This window comes from Candidatus Eremiobacterota bacterium, assembly GCA_031082125.1.
Classification (GTDB): Bacteria; Vulcanimicrobiota; CADAWZ01; order CADAWZ01; family Ess09-12; genus Ess09-12.
This window is the reverse complement of record JAVHLM010000015.1, coordinates 14,389-33,946: the sequence shown is the minus strand read 5'-3', so window position 1 is coordinate 33,946 and position 19,558 is coordinate 14,389. Positions and strand designations below refer to the sequence as shown.

Here is a 19,558-nt window from a genome sequence, read left to right as displayed (position 1 = left end):
GCAATGCTGAAGGAGCGGCGGCTTTTGTCACGAAAGATAATTAGGAAGGGAGCAAGGGACTCACTGCTCCCCCAGTATAAAAGAGAGAGAACACCGGGGCCTGTTTCAGATACTTGCAATAAGGGGAGGTACCACGTATGATGCTTGATATACCTTACGGAGACGACACCATGCCCCTCAGCATTCCCGCCGGCCACCGCGCCACGGTGCTGAGCCCGCGCCATTCAGGCGCCTCGGAGAAGGTGGACATCAAAAAAGCCCTGGAGGAGCCGGTGAAAGCGCCGCCCCTGGGGGAGTTCCTCGAAAGCTCCCACTCTGTGCTCATCATCGTCAATGACGCCACCAGGCCCACTCCCACGCCCCTCATCCTTGATCACCTGGAGCCTTACCTGAAAGGAAGGCGCCACGCCTTCATAATCGCCACGGGAACCCACCGGGGACCCTCCGATGAGGAACTGAACCAGATATTCGGAAGGCACCTTGAATGGATAAGGAAAAACCTCATCATCCATGACTGCCGCGATAATGAAAGCCTTGTCCATTACGGCACCACATCCTTCGGCACGGAAGTGTATCTCAACAAGGCTCTCGGTGAGTTTGACAAGGTGCTTGTCATCACTTCCGTAGAGCCTCATTATTTTGCAGGCTATACAGGGGGAAGAAAATCGCTGAACCCCGGCATCGCAGGGCTTGCAACCGTCACGGGAAACCACCGCCTTGCCCTCCGTCCTGAGGCAACGACGCTTGCCCTTGCAGGAAATCCTGTCCATGAAGACATTGAGGAGTCCGCAAAGATGGTCCGCAAGGAAATCTTCTCAGTACTCACGGTGCTTGACGGCTCCCATAAGCTTTACGACGTCGTGTGCGGCGACCTTTTCGCCTCCATGGCACCGGCAGTTGAAAAGGCAAAGGATATTTTCTGCGCCCCCCTTGACGAGAGGGCCGACATAGTCATCACCGTGGCCACAAAGCCCTGCGACATCGATCTCTACCAGTCGCAGAAGGCAATAGACAACGGAAAGCTTGCCGTGAAAGAGGGCGGCATCCTCATCCTTGTCTCGAAGTGCAGAACGGGAACCGGTTCCGATGATTTCATCAGCCTCATGGCCTCAACAGGAAGCCCTGCCGAAACCCTCAGCAGAATTGGCGAGGGGTATAAGCTTGGCTACCACAAAGCGGCAAAGCTTGCAGAGGTCCTGGAGCACGCATCGATATGGACGGTGACAGACATAGACCCTCCCATCATCCACAGAATGTTCATGAAGCCTTTCCCCACGGTGCAGGAAGCCCTTGAAAAGGCACTCCAGGAGAAGGGGGCAGGGGCTTCGGTGGTAATCCTCATGGACGGGAGCATGGTGGTGCCCGAGCTCTCGGGGAAAGCCTGCGGCACCGTGTAGAACAGGGACAGGAAAACATACTGGAAAAGGAGTCACGGCAATGAAAACACTTGAAAAGGCACTGAACAGCGGATTTGTCAATGAGCTTGAAGAAATCATCCCGGCAGACCGCATCCTGAAGCATCCCGCGGAGCTTTATGCTTATGGCGCCGATGCCTCGATTCACCGTAAGACACCCCAGATTGTGGCCGTCGTGCTCTCTGCCGAAGAGGTCTCTCAGGTTTTAAAGCTTGCCAACAAGCACCTTGTTCCCGTGACTCCCAGAGGTGCGGGAACCGCAATGTGCGGCCATGCAATCCCTCTTCATGGAGGCCTTGTTCTTGATATGCAGAGGATGAACAAGATCCGGGAGATCCGCGTGCAGGATCTTTACTGTGTCGTTGAGCCCGGCGTGGTGTATGCCGCCCTGAACGACGCCCTCAAGCCTCACAAATTCTTCTTTCCCCCCGATCCCGGGAGCGGCGAGGCCTGCACCATAGGCGGCATGGTGGTCTGTAACGCCTCGGGAGTCCATGCAATCAAGTACGGGGCCACAAGGGACTACATTCTCGGCGTCGAGGCGGTGATGCCCACGGGCGAGATAGTGCACCTGGGGACCAGGACCCTCAAGAGCGCCTCGGGCTACCAGTTCGAGAGGCTTCTCCCCGCCAGCGAGGGCACCCTGGCAGTGGTGACGGAAGTCACTCTCAAGGTGGTCCCCCTTCCCAAAAAGAAGGCCATGGCCATGGCGGCCTTCGACAACCTTGAGACGGCGGGGAAATGCGTCTCCAACATCATAGCCCATCCCATACTCCCCGCCTCCCTCGAGCTGATGGACAGCATCTGCATCAAGGCTGTCAATAAGGCTATGAAGATGAGCCTCCCCGAGGCCGAGGCCCTCTGCTTCATCGAAGTTGACGGCCATCCCGGCTCCGTGGCCGAGGAGATAGAGAGCGTGGCTTCGGTGGCGAAGGCAACGGGGGCGATATCCGTTGAGTTCACCGATGACGCGAAGAAGATCGAGGAGCTTCAGAAAGCCCGGAAAGGCATGATCCCCTCCCTCTCAAAATACAGGCCTGACCTGGTGACCGTGATGCTTGCCGACGATATGGCAGTCCCCATCTCCAAGGTCCCCGACGCGGTGAAGGCATTCCACCGCGTCGCCGAGAAGTACGGGGTCCTTATTCCCACATACGGCCACGCAGGCGACGGAAACCTTCACACCAAGTTCCTCATTGATCCCTTGAAAAAGGAGCAGTGGGACGCGGCGGAAAAGGCGACAGAAGAAGTATTCGAAGAAGTGCTGAAACTGGGCGGCACTATTACGGGCGAGCATGGCATATCGATCACCAAGGCGCCTTTCTACAGAAAAGAGCGCGCCGACATGATAGAGTTCTCAAAGAAGCTGAAGCGCCTCTTTGACCCCAATAACATCCTGAATCCTGGGAAAATGATGGATTACGAGGAGGGGATAATCGCCCACCTCCGTTACCCCGTGGGCGACAGGCCTCCGGGGAAGTTCACCACCCTCGGAAAGCACGCCTGGGACCTTCACTCCTGCACTTACTGCGGCTTCTGCAAGTCCGTGTGCCCCATATTCACCCAGAAGATCCAGGACACCTGCGTGGCCCGCGGGAAAGTGGTCCTCTCTTACGGCATCCTCCAGGGAGACGTGCCCCTTGACGCCCACACGGCAGAGCGCCTCTTCCAGTGCACGGGCTGCATGGACTGCACCAGGCGCTGTCCCTCGGGGATCGACATAGTCCCCATAGTGGAATCGGCCCGTGCCGAGGCCGTCAAAGCAGGGTTCGCCATGGAAAACCACAAGGCCCTTGTGAAAAACGTGATGGAGTCGGGGAACATCTACGGCGATCCCTCGTCGTTCATCGAACCGCAGCAGGGCGAGGTGCTCCTTTACGTGGGGTGCCAGTTCGCCTCAAGGACCAACATGACCAGGAAAATATTGAAGGTCCTCAAGGCTCTCGGCGTAAAGCCCCGCATAGAAAAAGAGACATGCTGCGGCTTTACTCTGAAGAACCTGGGCTTTACCGAGGATTTCGAGAAGCAGAAGGAGCGCTTCCTGGAAAAATTCGGTAACTACAAGGGCCAGCCCATCTATGCCCTCTGCCCCACCTGCCAGGCCTTCATCAAGGAGGAGTATGGCTTTGACTGCGCCCATGTCCTCACTCTCGTGGAAAAGCTTATGGCCTCGGCCTCGCCGGCAAAGAGCGAGGGGACCGTCACTTACCATGACCCCTGCCACTTCTCAAGGATACTGGGCTTCACGGAGACGCCAAGGAACCTCATAAAAAGCCTGGGCTTCGCCATCAAGGAGATGGAGCTCAAGGGGAACGTCTCCCGTTGCTGCGGCGGAGGAGGAGGCCTCCTGGTCACCGACATGCCCCTCTCGGACGCCATAGCGGCGGACCGCGTAAGGCAGGCTGCCAAAACAGGAGCCGCAGTCATTGTCACTCCCTGCCCCACCTGCGAGGTAACCCTTAAAAAGTCGGCGGCAGCAAGGAAATGGGAGCCCGGGGAGACCCCCATGACGGTGAAGAATCTCTGGGACCTGCTGCTGGCCGCCCTGAAATAGGGGCCTTCAGGCCTGGAGCATTCCAAAGGCAATGATGGGAACACCGGGGAAGGCCACGGAGGAATCGGAGATTCCGAGCACGATGGCCTTCTCCTGGGCCGGTATGGTGGCCTGGAGCCTCCCGAAGACACCGTATATCCTGGCGACAGTCTGCCCTCTCCTCACGACGTCACCGGGTTTCACGGAAAACCTCACGATTCCGCTCACAGGGCATACGGGCTGGTGGGAATACCTCAGAATCCTGTCATTGAACTGAAGAGGGAGCCTGAAGACAGAAGACTCGCCCTCGTCGTTCACCATGCCCTTGTCTGCCAGGATGTTCCATATTGAGCTTACGCCGTATCTCACATTTTCCTCATTGACTACGCATGATTCACCCAGTTCCAGCGTGAGAGCAGGTATCCCGTGCTTGATGAGGCTCCCGCTGAGGGTCCTTTCCCATCCGATTGAATCGGGCGAGTCCTTGTGCTCGCTGATCAACACAAAGCCGCTCTTGAGCCCGATGGTTTTCGCCCTCTCATAGGCCTCTATGTGGGAAAGGCCGGGGTACGGGTCAATGAGGGCATAGGGAATCGACTGGCGCCAGTCATTATGGAGATCGAGCACCAGGGCCGGATTTGAGGCGATGATGGTGCTGAATATGAGGTCGGCAATTCTCTCGGCAAAGGAACCGGCCCTGTTCCCCGGGAAAGAGCGGTTCAGATCCTCCATGCTGGGCGTGATGTTCCTGGAGGCAAGCTCAAAGCCGAGGGGGTTCATCATGGGAAAGGCACAGACCGAGCCGCGCAGGAGAGGGCTTTTCCTGAGGCGCTTGAAAATCTCCTGTATGATGACCACTCCCCCCACCTCGTCGCCATGGGCGCAGGCGGTGAGCCACACCATGGGCCCCTCGTTGATGCTCCTGATCTCCATGAGCGGAAGGCGCCTCACCGAGAGGTCGGAGCCAGTCATAATCCTGAGAAATGAATATCTTATCCTCTGAACATCCTTGGTGCTGTTCATCGCGGCGCCCTCACATTCAGTCAGGGAGAGCCCTCTCTCCCCGTCGGTACTATTCAAAATCCTTGCTCCACTTACCTCCTTTGCAGAGGGGAGGCTCCAGGGTGATTCCGGGGAAAAAAGGTAATATCATATGGAAAATCGAAATTTACCGGGAGCCCACATTGTTTTCAGCTCTCCGCATTTACAGAGCGGGGTGGGCTCAGGGCCGGAGACTCCAAAAACCTTCGCAGAGCCGGCTTTTCTCTGTCAGGCAAGGAAGATTCAGGTGAACTCTACAAGGATATGCTTCCGCTCATTCGTTCTGCTGGCACTTTGTGCTGGCCTCCTTCTTGTTGTGCCCTCCTGTGCAAAAACACCCTCGCCGCAGGACGCCCTCAGGAATTTTGTAAACGCCCTTGTGAACAAGCAATGGGAGAGCGTGTGGAACGGCATGAGCTTTTCAAGCCAGAAAGATTATGAGGAAAAGGTCTTCAAGCCTTTCAAGGCCAACTTCGCTGCCACGCCTGAAGACAAGAAGCAGATAAAGCACCCCCAGCTCGGCGTGAGCGTCCAGGATATCCTGGAGATGAGCCCCAAGGAGTTTTTCATGCTTAACATGGAAAAGACGACGGTGCGCAATGATGTCCTTGCCGTTCTGAACCCCGAAAGCCTTAAAGTCGAGAAGGTTACCGTTGAAGGTGACATGGCAAGGATCAAGCTTGAAGGGAATAATCCCGTGGTCACCATGAAAAAGGAAAACGGCGAATGGAGAGTCTGCCTCTTCTGAAAAGGGGGGGAGGGACCCACAAAAAGGAGATTTGCCTTCTCTGTCGTAATTTTCAGCATAAGGAAAGGTCCTTATCGGATTCCCCGTTTCTCTATTCATGCCGGTTTTTCAGTTTATCAGGTATTCACCCAATACCAGGAGGAGCATAGTATGAGCAAAAAGGACAAGAAAAAATTCCAGGGAGCAGCTCTTCAGATTTCCCGCCCCGGCGAGAGCCCGCAGGAAAAGCCACCCGGTCATCAAGCCGAAGCGGAGCCCGGGCCGCAGAAAGAAGACGACACAGAGGCTCCCCGCGAGAGCTCAATCGAGCTGAGGCATTTCATTGAGGAGCTGAACAGCTCACAGGCAACTATTGCCGCACGTCTTGGAGATATTGAAACCCTTGTGGAAAAGACCGCCTTGCCTGTCATGGATATGGCAACCATTGTGGAAGGCCATAAAAAAGAGCTTGAAGGCCTCACCAGGAGAATTATTGAGCTTGAAAAGGAAGCGAAGAGCAGTGCGCCCCGCCATGAGACCGGGCTTGAAGATAATCTCCATTCAACGCTGGAAGAGCTCCAGCAGATCTCGGAGAAAGGGAAGGAATATCATAAGGAGCACCTCTCCCTCAAGGAGAAGATAGACAGTGCCCTTACCAGATTTGATCAGATAAAGAAACATATCGAGGCTCAGCCTTCCCTGGAAAAAGATCTGAATGAGCTCCATGCCACCGCCAAGCTCATGACCTTTGTTGAACAGAAGATCGGCGAGCTTCCCGAACCGGAGGGAACCCATCTCTATATTGAGACCCTGATGGACAGGGCAAGAAAATCTGACCTGTACTTCACCATGGAGAATCTCCTTGACGTGATGATTACCCACAAGGCGACAGTGCTTCATCTCAGGAAGAATGAGCCCCCCCAGGTCAAGGTGGAAGATGAGCTCATTCCCGTGGGCGACAAGCTCCTCACCGAGATAGACTGCGCCCACCTCATTCTCCCCCTCCTCACGAGGGAGCAGCAGGGTGCCCTGGCAAGAAAAGAGGAAGTGGTCTTCACGGTAGTCCATAATGAAGCCAGATTCAAGATTAACGTGTTCTTCCAGAGCTCAACGCCTGCGGCCACCATAAAGATGCACCCCCTGGAAGTCCCCCCCTTCAATGAGCTCATGCTGCCCGAGGAACTCAAGAAGCTCATCCCTTCAGACGATGGCCTTGTAATCTTCGCGGGGCTCAACGGCTCGGGGAAGACCACCACGGCCGCCGCGTGTATTGATTTCGTCAACAGCAGGGAGAAGAAGCATATCATCACCCTGGAAAGCCCCATTGAATACGAGTTTAAGACCAAGCAGAGCCTCATTACGCAGCGTGAGCTGGGGACCGACTTTACGAATATCAACAACGCCTTTTTCCAGTCCCTCTCCAAGGACCCTGACATCATCTTCATCGGAGAGATCACGAACCCCGATATGCTTATGAACGCTCTCCTGGCTGCCGATTCGGGCCACCTTGTGATGGGCACCCTCATGAGCCCCAACTGCATAAAGACAGTGGAAAAAATGCTGGAGCCTTTCGCGGGAGAGGGGCGGCACAAGGTGCAGAACCTTATCGCGCGGACCCTCAAGCTGATAGTGACGACGGAACTTCTCACGGCACAGGAGTCGGGGAAAGTGCCCGCCCTGGAGATAATGGTGAACAGCCCTGAAATAGCGCGGCTTATCCTGGAAAACAGGCTGGGCGCGATTTACAGTTCCCTGGAAAGCGCTTCTTCCGAGGGGATGAGAACCTTTGCCCATTCCATTTCCCAGCTCCTTGAGCAGGGAGTCATTGCCGAAGAGGAATATCAGAGGCTTCAGCTCAAGCTCCGCAAGCAGCAGGCTTATTTCAAGACCCTTCCTCAATAGCGATCTCCGCTCATCGCAGTAATCGCACCATGCAATTTGCAGGCAATCTGAAAGGATCTACAGGGGGGTATATGGAGAGAGCAGTCGGAATATGCCTTGGTGCCTCCACTCTGGGCATCGTTGAGGTAAAGAACAGCAAGGGAAAGATCCGCATAGGGAAGGTCATCACGAAGACCCACGAGGGAAATCCCATGGCCTTTCTCAAGGCAAGCCTTGATGAGGTGGGGAGCGCTCCTCTCACGGTGACGGGCAGAAAATTCAGAAATCTGCTGGACCTCCCGCAGATAACGGAAGTTGAAGCCATAGAAGAGGCGCTCCGGTTCACCCTCGACGGCAAGGTAAAGCCTGAAGCTGCAGTGAGCGCGGGAAGCGAGACTTTCATCATATACCTTCTTGACAAGGATATGAAGGTACGGGGCATCCACACGGGAAGCAAGTGCGCCTCGGGCACGGGGGAGTTCTTCCTCCAGCAGCTGAGGCGCATGAACGTCACTCCCGAGGAGGCCATCAGCAAGGCGCTTGATGTCGATCCTTACAAGATTTCAGGCCGCTGCTCCGTGTTCTGCAAGAGCGACTGCACCCATGCCCTCAACAGGGGCGAGCCTATCGGCCATATAGCCGCGGGCCTCTGCGAGATGATGGCCAAGAAGATAATCGAGCTTCTCCCGGGCGTCTCCAAGAGGAACATCGTGCTGCTTGGAGGTGTGAGCAGGAACCGCGCCGTCGTGAAGATCCTGAAGAAGGATATAGAAAACCTTATCATCCCGAAGGAAGCACCTTTTTTCGAGGCCCTGGGCGCCGCCCTCTGGGCTTACAGGAACTGTGTGCCCGTCGCGGGAGGATCGTTTTTCAAGGAAGCCGAGCACAGCTTTGATTTTCTGCCTCCCCTTTCACAGGCCGAGCACCTTGTGACGTTCAAAAAGAGCGTGCGGGGCAAGGCGCGAAAAAGTGACAAATGCCTTGTCGGCCTCGACGTGGGCTCCACCACCACGAAAGCGGTGCTCATGAGGATTTCCGACAATGCAATCCTGGCCTCATGCTACCTCAGGACCAACGGCGATCCCATAGGCGCCAGCAAGAAGTGCTTCGAGGAGATTGACAGGGCCCTTCCCTGCGAGGTCACGATCAAGGGCCTCGGCGTCACAGGCTCCGGCCGTTACATTTCCGCCCTCTACGCGGAGACCGACGCCATCATCAATGAAATCATCGCCCATGCCGAGGCAGCCCTCTACTTCGACCCTGCCGTTGACACCATCTTTGAGATAGGCGGGCAGGACGCCAAGTACACCTACCTGCAGAACGGCGTGCCCTGCGACTACGCCATGAACGAGGCGTGCTCGGCGGGAACAGGCTCATTCCTCGAGGAGTCCGCGAAGGAGAGCCTGGGCGTTGCCATGGAGGATATCGCCGCGCTGGCCATGAAAAGCAGGAAGCCTCCCAATTTCAACGATCAGTGCGCCGCCTTCATAGGAAGTGACATCAAGAGCGCCATCCAGGAGGGGATACCTGTTGAGGATATCATCGCGGGCCTCGTCTATTCCATATGCATGAACTACAACAACAAGGTGAAAGGCCCCCGCACGGCAGGCACAAAGATCTTCATGCAGGGAGGTGTCTGCTACAACAGCGCTGTCCCCGTGGCAATGGCAGCCCTGATAGGAAGCTCCATAGTCGTGCCCCCCGAGCCGGGCCTTATGGGCGCCTTCGGCGTGGCCCTCGAGGTGAAGCGCCGGCAGAGCCTGGGACTCCTCGGCGAAAAGAGCTTTTCCCTGAAAGAGCTTGTGGAAAAACGCGTTGAATACGGCAAGACCTTCACCTGCAAGGGGGGAGAGGAGCAGTGTGACAGGAAATGCTCCATCCAGCTCATCAAGGTGAAAGACAAGAATTTCCCCTTCGGGGGAGCCTGCAACCGGTACTATAACATGCAGCTCAACAGGAAGGAGGAGGACGCTCCGAACCTTGTGAAGGATCGTTACTCCCTCCTCACCGAAAAGCTCTGCACCCTCAAGCCGCCTCTCGCGGCGCCCACGCTGGGTCTTAACCGGTCGTTCCTGACGCATCTGCTTTACCCCCTTTATTATAACTTCTTCACGCTGCTGGGATTCCGCGTCGTGCTGCCCGACACCCTTGAAGAGGAGGGCATCGAGCAGAAGGGCGCTTACTTCTGCCATCCCCTCGAGGCCGCCCATGGCTATTACCTGGACCTCCTGCGCAAAAAGCCTGAGGTGATAGTGCTCCCCCATGTGCGGGAGATAAGCGTGCCCAAGGCAGTCTCGACAAAACATGACATGCAGGCCACGTGCCACCTGCTGCAGTCGGAGACTTACTGCCTGCGCGAGTCATTTTCCGATCTGGAGAAGGACATCAAGGTGCTGAGGCCCATTTTTGACTTCTCCCAGGGCTACGAGTCCGAGAAAAAGAGCTTCATAAAGCTTGCCCGCGATCTGGGGAAAAAGGGGAAGCTTCCCGGCATCGCCTTCGACTTCGCCATGGGCAAGCAGCAGGAGTTTTTCGAGTCCCTCAAGATCCTTGGCAGGATATTCCTGCAGGAGCTCGAGGAGAACCCCCGGGACAAGGCCGTCGTCATCTTCGGGAGGCCTTACAACGCCTTTACGCCCGACATGAACATGGGGATACCGGAAAAATTCTCCTCGCGGGGAATACCGGTCATCTCCTTTGATATGCTCCCCTATGATGACGAGCCCGTGAGCGGGCAGATGCACTGGGGAATCGGCCAGATGCTCATGAAAGCCGCCCTTTTCGTAAAGAAGCACCGCCAGCTCTATGGCGCCTATATCACCAATTTCAGCTGCGGCCCCGACAGCTTTCTCCAGAGGTATTTCAGGGAGATCATGGGGAGGAAGCCTTCACTCACCATAGAGCTTGACAGCCACACCGCCGACGCCGGCATCACCACCAGGGTGGAAGCATTTCTTGATATCGTGGACCGCTACAGGAAGCTCAACGTGGCCGATGACAGCAGGCAGGCTCTCTATTCAATGGCACGCACCATAGTGACGCGTGACTCATTCCAGATACTCACCTCTGAGAACGAGCTCATCTCGCCGCGTGATCCCCGCGTTCATCTGCTGCTCCCCTCAATGGGATGGCTCCTCACCGAGGCCGCGGGGGCTGCATTCGAGTCCATGGGATTCAAGACCACGGCCCTTCCCCAGCCCGATTTCGAGGTCCTCAAGATGGGCAGGGCGAACACGTCCTGCAAGGAATGCCTTCCCCTGATTCTCATCACGGGAATGCTCGAGAAGTACCTCTCCCAGGGGAGGCCCGAAGATGAGCTTACCATGCTCTTCGTGCCCAAGGCCGAAGGGGGCTGCCGCCTGGGCCAGTACTGCGTCTTCCTGGAGAACCACATTGAGAAAAAAGAGCTCCGGGACGTGGCCATCCTCGCCCTTGACAATGAAAACAACTACGCCGGCTTCGGAGACGAGGTGCTCAAGCGCGTGGTCCAGGGAATGATAATATCGGACATCATGGATGACATCTACAGCGCCATCTATGCCCTTTCGAAAGACCGCGCCGCGGGGCTTGCGTCATTCCACCGCGAGTGGAATGCCATTCTTGACGCGATAAGAAATAACGAGAACCTGGACAGGACCCTGGAGCAGGTGGCTTCGCGCCTCAGGGAGATTGAGCTTAAGAAGCCCATCCACGAGGCATGCAAAGTTCTTCTCTGCGGCGAGATTTACGTACGCAAGGAGCGCTTCGCCTCGGGACCCATAATAAAAGCCCTGGGAGACCGCGAGATAGTGGTGAAGACGGCCCAGTCAAACGAATGGCTCCTCTACAATGACTACCTGATCTCGGCAGGCGTCCTGGACGCCCAGTACAATCTCCCCCAGCTCGCCATGCACCATGTGAAGCACTATTTCAAGAATATGCTTGACACACGCTACAAGAAGATCCTCGCCCGGTCGGGCCTCTTTGAGTATGAGAAGCTCGATATAAACAGGATAATGGAATACGGGAAAAAGCTTCTGAGCATTTACATCGGCGGCGATCCCATATTGAGCTGCGGCTCATCCTTGAAGGACATCCTCCACACGATAAGCGGCGTGGTCCTTATAGGCCCCTTTGCCTGCATGCAGTCCCGGATCACCGAGGCGGTACTCAGCAAAGCCCTTACCTGCGAGAGAAAGATCGATATAGAAGGAAGAAATTACACTATCCCCGAATCAATAAACGGCCTGCCCTTCCTGGCCATCGAGACTGACGGGAATATCTTCCCTCAGATACTGGAGGCCAAGATCGAGGCCTTCGCGCTCCAGAGCCAGCGCATCCATAATGCAATAGCAAAGGAGCCTGCGGGCAGATCACATTGAAACAAGAGGTGAACTTTGTCGCAGAAGATCAAAGCAGCCGATACCGCCGAACCCGAGATGACCTTTGCAGGCAAAGTGAAAAAGTCCTTCAGGCAGACTTTTTTTGTTCCCTGGCTGAAAGCCCGCGCGAAGCGCCTGGGCACCCACATCATCGACTCAACGGAGAACTGCTCATCGCTCCTTGATTTTGGCTGCGGCGACGCCATACTCACGGAGTTCCTCCACAGCAAGTCGAGCAAAGAAGTGGTGGGCGTTGACACTGTCGATACGAACCTGTCCCGCATCCCCGTGGTGATCTATGATGGTGAGCGCCTCCCCTTCGCAGACAAGCACTTCGATGCCGCCCTTGTGGCCTATGCGCTGCACCACTGCCAGAACGTGGGGGGCATACTCAATGAGCTGAAGAGAGTCACCAGAAAAAAGATAATCATTATCGAGGAGATTTACCGGAGCCGCTTCAGCCAGAAGCTTCTCCACTTTCATGATTACGGCAACAGGTTGCTTTCGTCCAAGATGGACATCCCCCTGAACTTCCACACGATGGACCGGTGGACGGAGCTCTTCAGGAACATGGATTTCCTGATACACAAGACCTTCAGGATTTACCAGTATCCTCTCTTCAACATCACCCACCAGGTCCTTTTTGAGCTTCACCTCGATGACGAGATCGCTGCCTAGAAACCCATAAGGCCGCAGCAGCGCGCGCAGATCGGGAAGACTCCCCCCGCCTCCTTGAGGGCTTTCCTGAATTTCTGGTACTTCTCGTTGTTAAAGATCTCCAGAAGGCTGTTATCCCTTATGTTTCCCACGATATAGTCGGGGTAGTCCCTGCAGGGCGATACGTCTCCGTTGGGCATGAGCTCGGTAATGAGCCAGGGCGTCACGCATTTGCCATACCCGAAGAAATTGCCGGGCTCTCTGTAATACTGGTCAATCTTGTCAATGGGCAGGTCGGGGATGAAAAGGTAAGGGAAGGGGTACCTGGTGCTCTTGATCTTTGCCACGCACTCCTTGAGAGCTTCCAGGTCGATCTTATGCACGTCCTGAACATAGCCGCGCCATGCCGTCGGCGTGCAGCCCAGGTACTTCCTGAGGACCTTGGTGTGGGCCTTTCCCACTTCCTCTGAGGTAAACCACGAATAGTATATGATCATGCAGTCTGCCTGGATCTCTTTCCCCATGGCCAGTATCTTGTCAAGGATATGGGCATTGTCCCGCGACACGGTGACAAGGACCATTATGTAAGGGAGGGTGCTGTTCCTCTTCTTTTTTTCTTTCTGCACTGCGTCGATGCCCCGCGCGAGAGTGTCAAAACAGTCCTTGGAGCCTCTTATCTCGTTGTGAATCTCCTTGGTGCCGTCAAGAGAGAGCATGAGGGCCTCCCACCTTGTCTTCACAATCTCCTCGGCGTACTCCTTAAGCTTGATCCCGTTGGTGACAAGGGAGATGACAAAGTCCTTCTCCTTCATGTAGCGCACCAGGGGAATGAGATCGGGGTAGAGAAAGGGCTCTCCGCCCCAGATATAGATAAGCGGCTTCAGATGTGCCACTTCATCGACCATCCGCTTGTAGGTCTCCAGGGGAACGACTTCCTTGAGCTCCGTGTTGGGCTTCGCAAGGTTATAGCCTTTTTCTCCCCACTGGCCGCACATCTTGCAGCGGAGATTGCACAGGTTGGTGATCTTGATGCTGATCTGCGTGAGGGGAAGACTTTTCCCGTCGAGGAAATTATAGTCAAACTTTACGGTGAGATGCTTCCTGATAAGGCCTTTTAACGTCCTTGTGAGAATATAGGGCGTCCTTGTGAGGCGCATGAGAAAATCAAGGGGCATGTAGCTGTGCTTTCTCTTGCTGGTCTTTTCTGCCTGAGGCTTCTTTGGAGCCTTCTCCTCCGCCGCGGCCTTCACGGGGGATTTCTCTGCAACCGCAGCCTTTCTCACCTTTGTGCCCTTCTGGGCTTTTGCTCCTTCCGCGGCTTTTCCCTGCACGGGGGTCCCGGCGGCCTTGATAGCCTTGCTTCCTTCAGCGGCTTTTCCCGCCTTTGCAGCTTTTGAGAGCCTGGCGGCCTTTGAATGCTTTGTCGTTTTCTTTGTGCTCATGGTATCCGTTCCTTTTTCTCTGAATGTCCCCACCACGTCCCCTTCTCACTACCCTGCCTCAATGCCGGCGCGGCAGGACTTTTCCTTTCTTCAACTCCCCTGCTCCTTCTTCCTCCCCTCGCCCAGGAACTCCACTTCCCTCACCGATCCGTCGCGGTTCATGGCGTAGCGGATATTCCGCCATATGAGATCCCCGGTGAGAAGTGATTTCACAAGGCTCAGGGCCCCCATAACCTCGCCGGGCAGGGTGAGAAGGCACCAGACGAGGTAACTCTGGTTATCACGATAATTGAATTTTATGAGGCCCAGGGAGCCCATCATCATCACGAGAAAAATGCCGAAGAGGGGAGCCCATTCCCTCAAGGGGGGAGCCCACAGAGAGGCTGTCAGCAGCAAGGCCGAGAGCACCATGAGACCCGCGGCGACAAAAGTGAAGAGAAATGCCGTGACCCAGAGGGGGCGGCAGTAGATCTTCAGAAACATGAGCTGCCTGGTGAACCACTCGAGGTCGCCGCTGAAAGTCTCCAGCACATTGGTGCTCGTGGCGATGCAGTGGGGCACAAAGACCCTTTTTACCCTGTTCTTGATTATTATCCGCGTGAGGCTTATGTCATCGACCACAGTGACGGACCAGGTCTTCCCCACCTCATAATGGTCGTATTCCTTTCTCCTTATAGCCATTGAGCCTCCCCAGACGCCCGATGACGATGACATGAGAGTGCAGATGTAGGCGCTCAGCATCGAGTGGATGGTCCCCCAGAAGGTGAAGCGGGGTGGCGTGAGCCAGCGGAATCCTGTGCTTATGGGGATGTCCGCGGCAGAGAGGGGGAGGACCAGGTCCCTTATCCATTGCCTGCCGGGCCTGATATCGGCATCGGCAAAAATAAATACCTCGCTTGAGCTGTCCCTCGCGATGGCCTGGAGCAGGTTGTGGTTCTTCTGGCAGCAGGTCCGGGCAAGGCCGGCGACGACGTGGGAGGTATGGGGATTCTTCGCCACCACGTTCCTGATGGGGACGACAGCGGCATCATCAACGCTTTCGGTGATGAAGGTGACGGTATAGTCGGAGTAATCCTGCATCACGATGGCCTCCAGGTAGCTCTCGAGGTTTTCCTCCATGCCCTTGCAGGGCACGAAGACCGCCACCTTGGGAGCATAGTCCTCCCGGAAGCGGGGTACCAGGAACTTCCGGTAAATGAAGAGACCGTAAAGAAGCCCCCGTGCGCAGAGCACCAGGTTCGAAAGAGCCACGAGGGCCAGGACTATGACTACTGCCTTATGCATGCCGGGAACGGTGTCTCCTTTGAGGTGAAAAAAGAATGTTCTCGCTTTTTTCTATTTCCCCTGCCTGCCCTGTGATTCTGGCAGCTCCGAAAAAGCAAGCCCTGTAGAGGGAGGGCAGGGGAATTCTCCCGGCCAGCAGAGTTTGTCTGTGCAGCCTGTCCAAGATAGTGACAAACTCAAATGCTGGCTGATGAGGAGAATGTCCCCTGCCCTCCTGCCTGCCCTGTTGTTTTTCATCAGGTGCAGTGTATTGGTCTCTCCTGCTCATTCCCTCATTACTTAGTGATCCGGATTGACCTCAATATGTTGTAAATGACTGGACGGTATTCATTAAAGGTTGAGCTGTCGCCGAAGAACATGAAGTCATACTGGAAGCTCCTGCCGTACAGTATTGCCTGCCAGTAATGACTGAGGCTCGAGACTTTGTCGATTCTCTTCTGAGCGAGGAATCCCCCCACCGCTCCCGGGGCCGTAAGGGAAGTCACAGAAGAGTAAGAGTTCGTCGATTGTTGATGAGTTTTGAAATCCTGCTCATACATATCTTTCACATTGAAGCCCTTCATCAAGGGAGTCACCTGCAGTCTTATGCTCCAGCTCCGGGAGCCTTTCATGGGGCCTTTCCATTCAACAATTCCGTAATCGGATGATCCCCGGGTGAAGTCATCGGGAACGGTAAAAGATATGCCGACCTGCGAGATGCTTACCGCTTCGGCGTAGGCAATGGGTGTGAGAATAAGAAGAATGGATAAGAGAATCAGGGATAATCTTGACATAACCATATTCCCGCCTCCTGTCTTTTGTGTACAATTCGAGAATCTGAACTGCTTTCCTTTTGGAAGCGGTATCTGAGAGGGGACACTCTTCTCCTGACTCACAGAAATTATGTCACGGGGAGCTCGCTTAAACAAAAGACAGTTTGTTTCCAGTCCGCAGCCCTCACTTACGTGCACTTTCTCCCGTGAGCAGGGCCCTTAACGACTGGGCGAGCCATATTCTCTCAGCAGGGTCAAGGAATCCCGTGACCTTCACCATTTCTTCCTCGCACTCTATGGAAATCACTTCATCAATAGCCCCGGTGCACCGCTCCTCCCTGATACCCTTCACCCTGGAGAGAGGGATGGACCGCTCGAAGAATCTCCTGCCGGCAAAGACTGTCTCAATGAAGATCGCATCTCCCGCCACAATGATCCTTTGATATGAAGCCATGGCGAATATGGAAGCTGCCCACAGCCCTGCCGATGCTGCCAGCAAGAGAGCGGTATAGAGAGCATTCACTCCCTCGAGGCATTTCCTGATACCGCCCTCCTGCCGGTATATCATGACCTGGATAAAAATAAAAAAGGCGGGCAGAAAAAATCCGCAGAGGACCCCCAGTCCTCTGAAGCCTTTGATTCCATTGCCCGGCAGCGTAAAGGTGGCCCTTCCCTTATCGCACTCATACCTGACGCGCGTGGAAGGCGGGGGCTCGATCTGCACATCGGCGGCCTCACAAGGAAGCGTCGCTTTCCTGCCCACGAGGGGAGCCCCTATCTCACCTGGCCCGGTAATCCATTCTCTCTCACCTCTCCGGTCCACCAGGGGCACCTCGATGTATTTCGCCATTTGCTCGGCACACCGCACCGCTTCAGGCTCCCTGTTGAAAACGAGGCGGAAAGGCTCCCGGGAGGGCACAGGGAGCTCAATATTCCAGCTGCGGATTATATGGGGCCCATGCTGAGTATATATGATCTCAATACTCTGGTTGAGCACCACCTCGTCTATCTCTGCAATATCGAGCTTCAAGGTTTTTCCCTGAGGCTTTTTCCCAAGCGCACGCTTTTCATTGCCTGTCGCTTCGATAAAAATACTCTTCTCGTGCCTGTTTATGGTAATCCTTATCCCGGAACAGAGCTGCACCAGCCTTATCAATGCTGCCACTACCAGGGGCACTGCGATGAGCGCTGAACAGCTGATATACTGCACCGGATCGTCAGGATTATGGGTAATGGGGCGGACCATGGTGAAAATGGCAGGCATCAGAGAGGTATGAAAAAAATACATGAAGAGCAGGAACAAGAGAAGCTCCCAGGCGATCCGCTCCCCTGTAAGGCTTCCCCTGGAGAGTTCCAGGCTATGGCGGCCGATTGGTCTGATCTGCAGGCGTGCCAAGGTTCCTCACCGTTTCCGGGAATGAGGTGAATGCCCGGGGAGACAGCTCCGAAGAGATTCACGCTGCCCCGGTACAGGGAGATTCGAGGGAAATGGGGGGAAGGCCTTCCGAGAGCCTCAGGGCCTTGCCCTGGCTCCCTTGTAATAGACCAGGAAAGGGGCCCCTCCTTCTGAGAGAATGTCCCTTAGAAAGACCTCCTCGGGGCCCTCGCCGCGGGGGATGGTGCAGGCCTCCAGGGCTTTTTCCAGTGACTGATGACAGGAACACATGGGATTTTGGCATCCTTGTCCATGGGGTGCCTGTTGCTCCCCATTGCATGCTCCCCCATACAGATGATCACTCCCCGACTGGTTTTCGAGGCCCGCACACAGGCGCGAATCTTTTTCAATTTTCATGGAGGCCTCGGAGACCATCATCTCTTCCACATCGCTGAAATACTTCCAGGGCGCATCAAAGCGCCTGTCCGTGAAGCAATGAGCTCCTCGTCGTCTTACAGAAGAGGCCACGAAGAATTGAGAGAAGGACCAGTGTACCAGGACCCGCTCCTTATGAAGACCTGCACCTCCGAAGAGAGGCTGTGAAACCTCTCGTCGGTGACGTAGCGGAACCCGGGGCACCGGGGAGGCAAAAAATATTTTTTGGGCTTTTCTGTCAGGCTCGTGGGTATTCCCCCGGCTTCCTGCAGAACAAGAATCGAGAGGCAAGGGGAAATCTCCCGTTATTTGATGCGGGAAGGCCATATCCTGATGAACTCTTCGGCCGTGACGACCTTAATCCTGCTCTTCTTGTAGTGCCCGATGTTTCGGGTGATGAAATAATCAATGTCTTCGGCCAGGGCTGAGTGATACTGGATGGCGTCTTCAAAGTCGGGAAAGTCGGATATCAACGAGAGGTCTATCGTTTTTTCATCTACCGGGAGGAGGGACACAAGGGCTTTCAGCTTCTGGAGCGATATTATTGCTTCACTGGAGCCTTTGAGCTTCCTCAGGAAATAGAAGAGATGAGAGATGGAAAGGGTGGATACGAAGGCTTTGACCTCTCTTCTCTCGACTATGGAGAAGAGGCTCGCAGAGGCATGATAAAAGGGTTCTCTTGCGCTCAGAAGGTCAAAGATGATGTCCGTGTCGATGAACAGTTTCTTCACTTATACTTCTCCTCGAGGTATTCCCTGTATTCTTTCCTGCAGTCGAAATTATCTTCCAGCTGAATGATGCCGGAGAGCTCTCTCACGAGGGGTGTATAGTGCCTCGGGGGGCCTTCAGGCTCTTCCGTGAGGCTGAGGAAGAACTGTTCAACCATCCTTGACAGGCTTATATGGTTGCGCCTGGCGAAATCCTTGGCATCTTTGATCGCCTCTTTATTGAGTTTCAGAGTCAGTTTGCTATCCATGTTGGCACATCCTTTCTACGTATTTATTATATGAAATAATACGTATTCATGTCAAGTCTTCGGATGAATGTTCAAGGCAGGACCTGTGGATATTCCCCGGCTTCCAGCAGGACCTGTCACTTTTCATCAGTTGAAGCGAATTTCCCCTTCGGAATTCATTTCGCTTTCAAGTATCATGAAAAGAGGCCTTGATGAATATGAGGGCGGCGCTCTATAAGACCGGAATCACCAACCAGGATCAGGCGCTCCGCCAGGGTGTCGGAAAGGCAGGAAGGGCCCCTCATCGTAAACCACGGGGGAGATTCTCCAAATTCTTCACAGATTTTTTTCCTGGTTAACGTATTTTTTACAAAGTTTCCTTTCCGGGAAGACCATCCTGCGTGATAGACGAGGTGGGAAGGAAAACTCAAGGCAGGGTGGTGAGGGCATGCAGATCGGTGCACAGACGCTCCAGGTGATCCAGAGCCTCGGCCTCACGGGCTGAACCAGAACAAGCACTACTACGAGTCCTTTGAAAACGGCGAGATCCAGGGGCTCTGGAGAAATTACCTCGACAGGATCAAGGAGAACCCCGATGCCCAGTGGGAGCAGTACGCGGACCGCAGCATCTTCGGCCCCCATGAATAACTCGCTGAGGGCATTGCCCACTATCAGTACAACGATCTCACGAAGAAAGAGC

General features: G+C 55.0%; 14 protein-coding genes. 6 read left to right on the top strand and 8 right to left on the bottom strand.

All coding sequences use genetic code 11. The features are described from left to right. Positions 1 to 137 precede the first annotated feature (137 nt). Both larA and RDV48_16650 read left to right on the top strand, forming a co-directional pair. Positions 138 to 1,397 (top strand): nickel-dependent lactate racemase, encoded by a 1,260-nt coding sequence (gene larA / locus RDV48_16655; GenBank protein ID MDQ7824434.1) that lies wholly within the window; start codon positions 138 to 140, stop codon positions 1,395 to 1,397. Between the two features lie 40 nt (positions 1,398 to 1,437). Next, on the top strand, positions 1,438 to 3,969 hold the full coding sequence (locus RDV48_16650; GenBank protein ID MDQ7824433.1) for an FAD-linked oxidase C-terminal domain-containing protein: 2,532 nt from the start codon (positions 1,438 to 1,440) through the stop codon (positions 3,967 to 3,969). Between the two features lie 6 nt (positions 3,970 to 3,975). On the opposite strand, the gene RDV48_16645 is transcribed toward RDV48_16650, so the two are convergent. Next, positions 3,976 to 5,028, bottom strand: a complete 1,053-nt coding sequence (locus RDV48_16645) for a succinylglutamate desuccinylase/aspartoacylase family protein (GenBank protein MDQ7824432.1) — start codon at positions 5,026 to 5,028, stop codon at positions 3,976 to 3,978. A gap of 208 nt (positions 5,029 to 5,236) precedes the next feature. Between RDV48_16645 and RDV48_16640 the strand changes: the two genes are divergently transcribed. The 4 genes from RDV48_16640 (at position 5,237) to RDV48_16625 (ending at position 12,636) form a co-directional block, all read left to right on the top strand. Continuing rightward, entirely contained in the window at positions 5,237 to 5,737 is a 501-nt protein-coding gene (locus tag RDV48_16640) for a hypothetical protein (protein ID MDQ7824431.1), read from the top strand. A 150-nt stretch (positions 5,738 to 5,887) separates the two neighbouring features. Continuing rightward, entirely contained in the window at positions 5,888 to 7,618 is a 1,731-nt protein-coding gene (locus tag RDV48_16635; protein ID MDQ7824430.1) for an ATPase, T2SS/T4P/T4SS family, read from the top strand. Positions 7,619 to 7,689: 71 nt separating this feature from the next. After that, positions 7,690 to 11,958, top strand: a complete 4,269-nt coding sequence (locus RDV48_16630) for an acyl-CoA dehydratase activase (protein ID MDQ7824429.1) — start codon at positions 7,690 to 7,692, stop codon at positions 11,956 to 11,958. 15 nt (positions 11,959 to 11,973) lie between these two features. After that, the gene (locus RDV48_16625; protein MDQ7824428.1) at positions 11,974 to 12,636 is read left to right on the top strand and encodes a class I SAM-dependent methyltransferase; all 663 of its coding nucleotides are present in this window, start codon (positions 11,974 to 11,976) and stop codon (positions 12,634 to 12,636) included. Here the strand turns inward: RDV48_16625 and RDV48_16620 are convergent. From RDV48_16620 to RDV48_16590, 7 genes are all read right to left on the bottom strand, one after another. Further along, complete coding sequence (locus RDV48_16620; GenBank protein ID MDQ7824427.1) at positions 12,633 to 14,057, bottom strand: radical SAM protein; 1,425 nt, start codon at positions 14,055 to 14,057, stop codon at positions 12,633 to 12,635. The two genes, RDV48_16625 and RDV48_16620, sit on opposite strands and share 4 nt — an antisense overlap. 90 nt (positions 14,058 to 14,147) lie before the next feature. After that, positions 14,148 to 15,341, bottom strand: a complete 1,194-nt coding sequence (locus tag RDV48_16615) for a glycosyltransferase family 2 protein (GenBank protein ID MDQ7824426.1) — start codon at positions 15,339 to 15,341, stop codon at positions 14,148 to 14,150. Positions 15,342 to 15,616: 275 nt separating this feature from the next. Further along, entirely contained in the window at positions 15,617 to 16,114 is a 498-nt protein-coding gene (locus RDV48_16610) for a hypothetical protein (protein ID MDQ7824425.1), read from the bottom strand. A 163-nt stretch (positions 16,115 to 16,277) separates the two neighbouring features. Beyond that, entirely contained in the window at positions 16,278 to 17,489 is a 1,212-nt protein-coding gene (locus RDV48_16605; protein ID MDQ7824424.1) for a hypothetical protein, read from the bottom strand. A gap of 117 nt (positions 17,490 to 17,606) precedes the next feature. Then, entirely contained in the window at positions 17,607 to 17,759 is a 153-nt protein-coding gene (locus RDV48_16600) for a hypothetical protein (protein MDQ7824423.1), read from the bottom strand. 449 nt (positions 17,760 to 18,208) lie between these two features. Next, on the bottom strand, positions 18,209 to 18,634 hold the full coding sequence (locus tag RDV48_16595; GenBank protein MDQ7824422.1) for a PIN domain-containing protein: 426 nt from the start codon (positions 18,632 to 18,634) through the stop codon (positions 18,209 to 18,211). Next, positions 18,631 to 18,879, bottom strand: a complete 249-nt coding sequence (locus RDV48_16590) for a DUF6364 family protein (protein ID MDQ7824421.1) — start codon at positions 18,877 to 18,879, stop codon at positions 18,631 to 18,633. Before RDV48_16590 ends, RDV48_16595 begins: the two co-directional genes overlap by 4 nt. Positions 18,880 to 19,558 lie beyond the last annotated feature (679 nt).

Excerpts from the sequence above, each read along its gene's own strand:
- RDV48_16600 (MDQ7824423.1), bottom strand. The coding sequence starts at position 17,759 with ATGTGTTCCTGTCATCAGTCACTGGAAAAAGCCCTGGAGGCCTGCACC.
- RDV48_16635 (MDQ7824430.1), top strand. The coding sequence starts at position 5,888 with ATGAGCAAAAAGGACAAGAAAAAATTCCAGGGAGCAGCTCTTCAGATT.
- RDV48_16610 (MDQ7824425.1), bottom strand. The coding sequence starts at position 16,114 with ATGTCAAGATTATCCCTGATTCTCTTATCCATTCTTCTTATTCTCACA.
- RDV48_16630 (MDQ7824429.1), top strand. The coding sequence starts at position 7,690 with ATGGAGAGAGCAGTCGGAATATGCCTTGGTGCCTCCACTCTGGGCATC.
- RDV48_16615 (MDQ7824426.1), bottom strand. The coding sequence starts at position 15,341 with ATGCATAAGGCAGTAGTCATAGTCCTGGCCCTCGTGGCTCTTTCGAAC.
- larA (MDQ7824434.1), top strand. The coding sequence starts at position 138 with ATGATGCTTGATATACCTTACGGAGACGACACCATGCCCCTCAGCATT.
- RDV48_16590 (MDQ7824421.1), bottom strand. The coding sequence starts at position 18,879 with ATGGATAGCAAACTGACTCTGAAACTCAATAAAGAGGCGATCAAAGAT.
- RDV48_16650 (MDQ7824433.1), top strand. The coding sequence starts at position 1,438 with ATGAAAACACTTGAAAAGGCACTGAACAGCGGATTTGTCAATGAGCTT.
- RDV48_16620 (MDQ7824427.1), bottom strand. The coding sequence starts at position 14,057 with ATGAGCACAAAGAAAACGACAAAGCATTCAAAGGCCGCCAGGCTCTCA.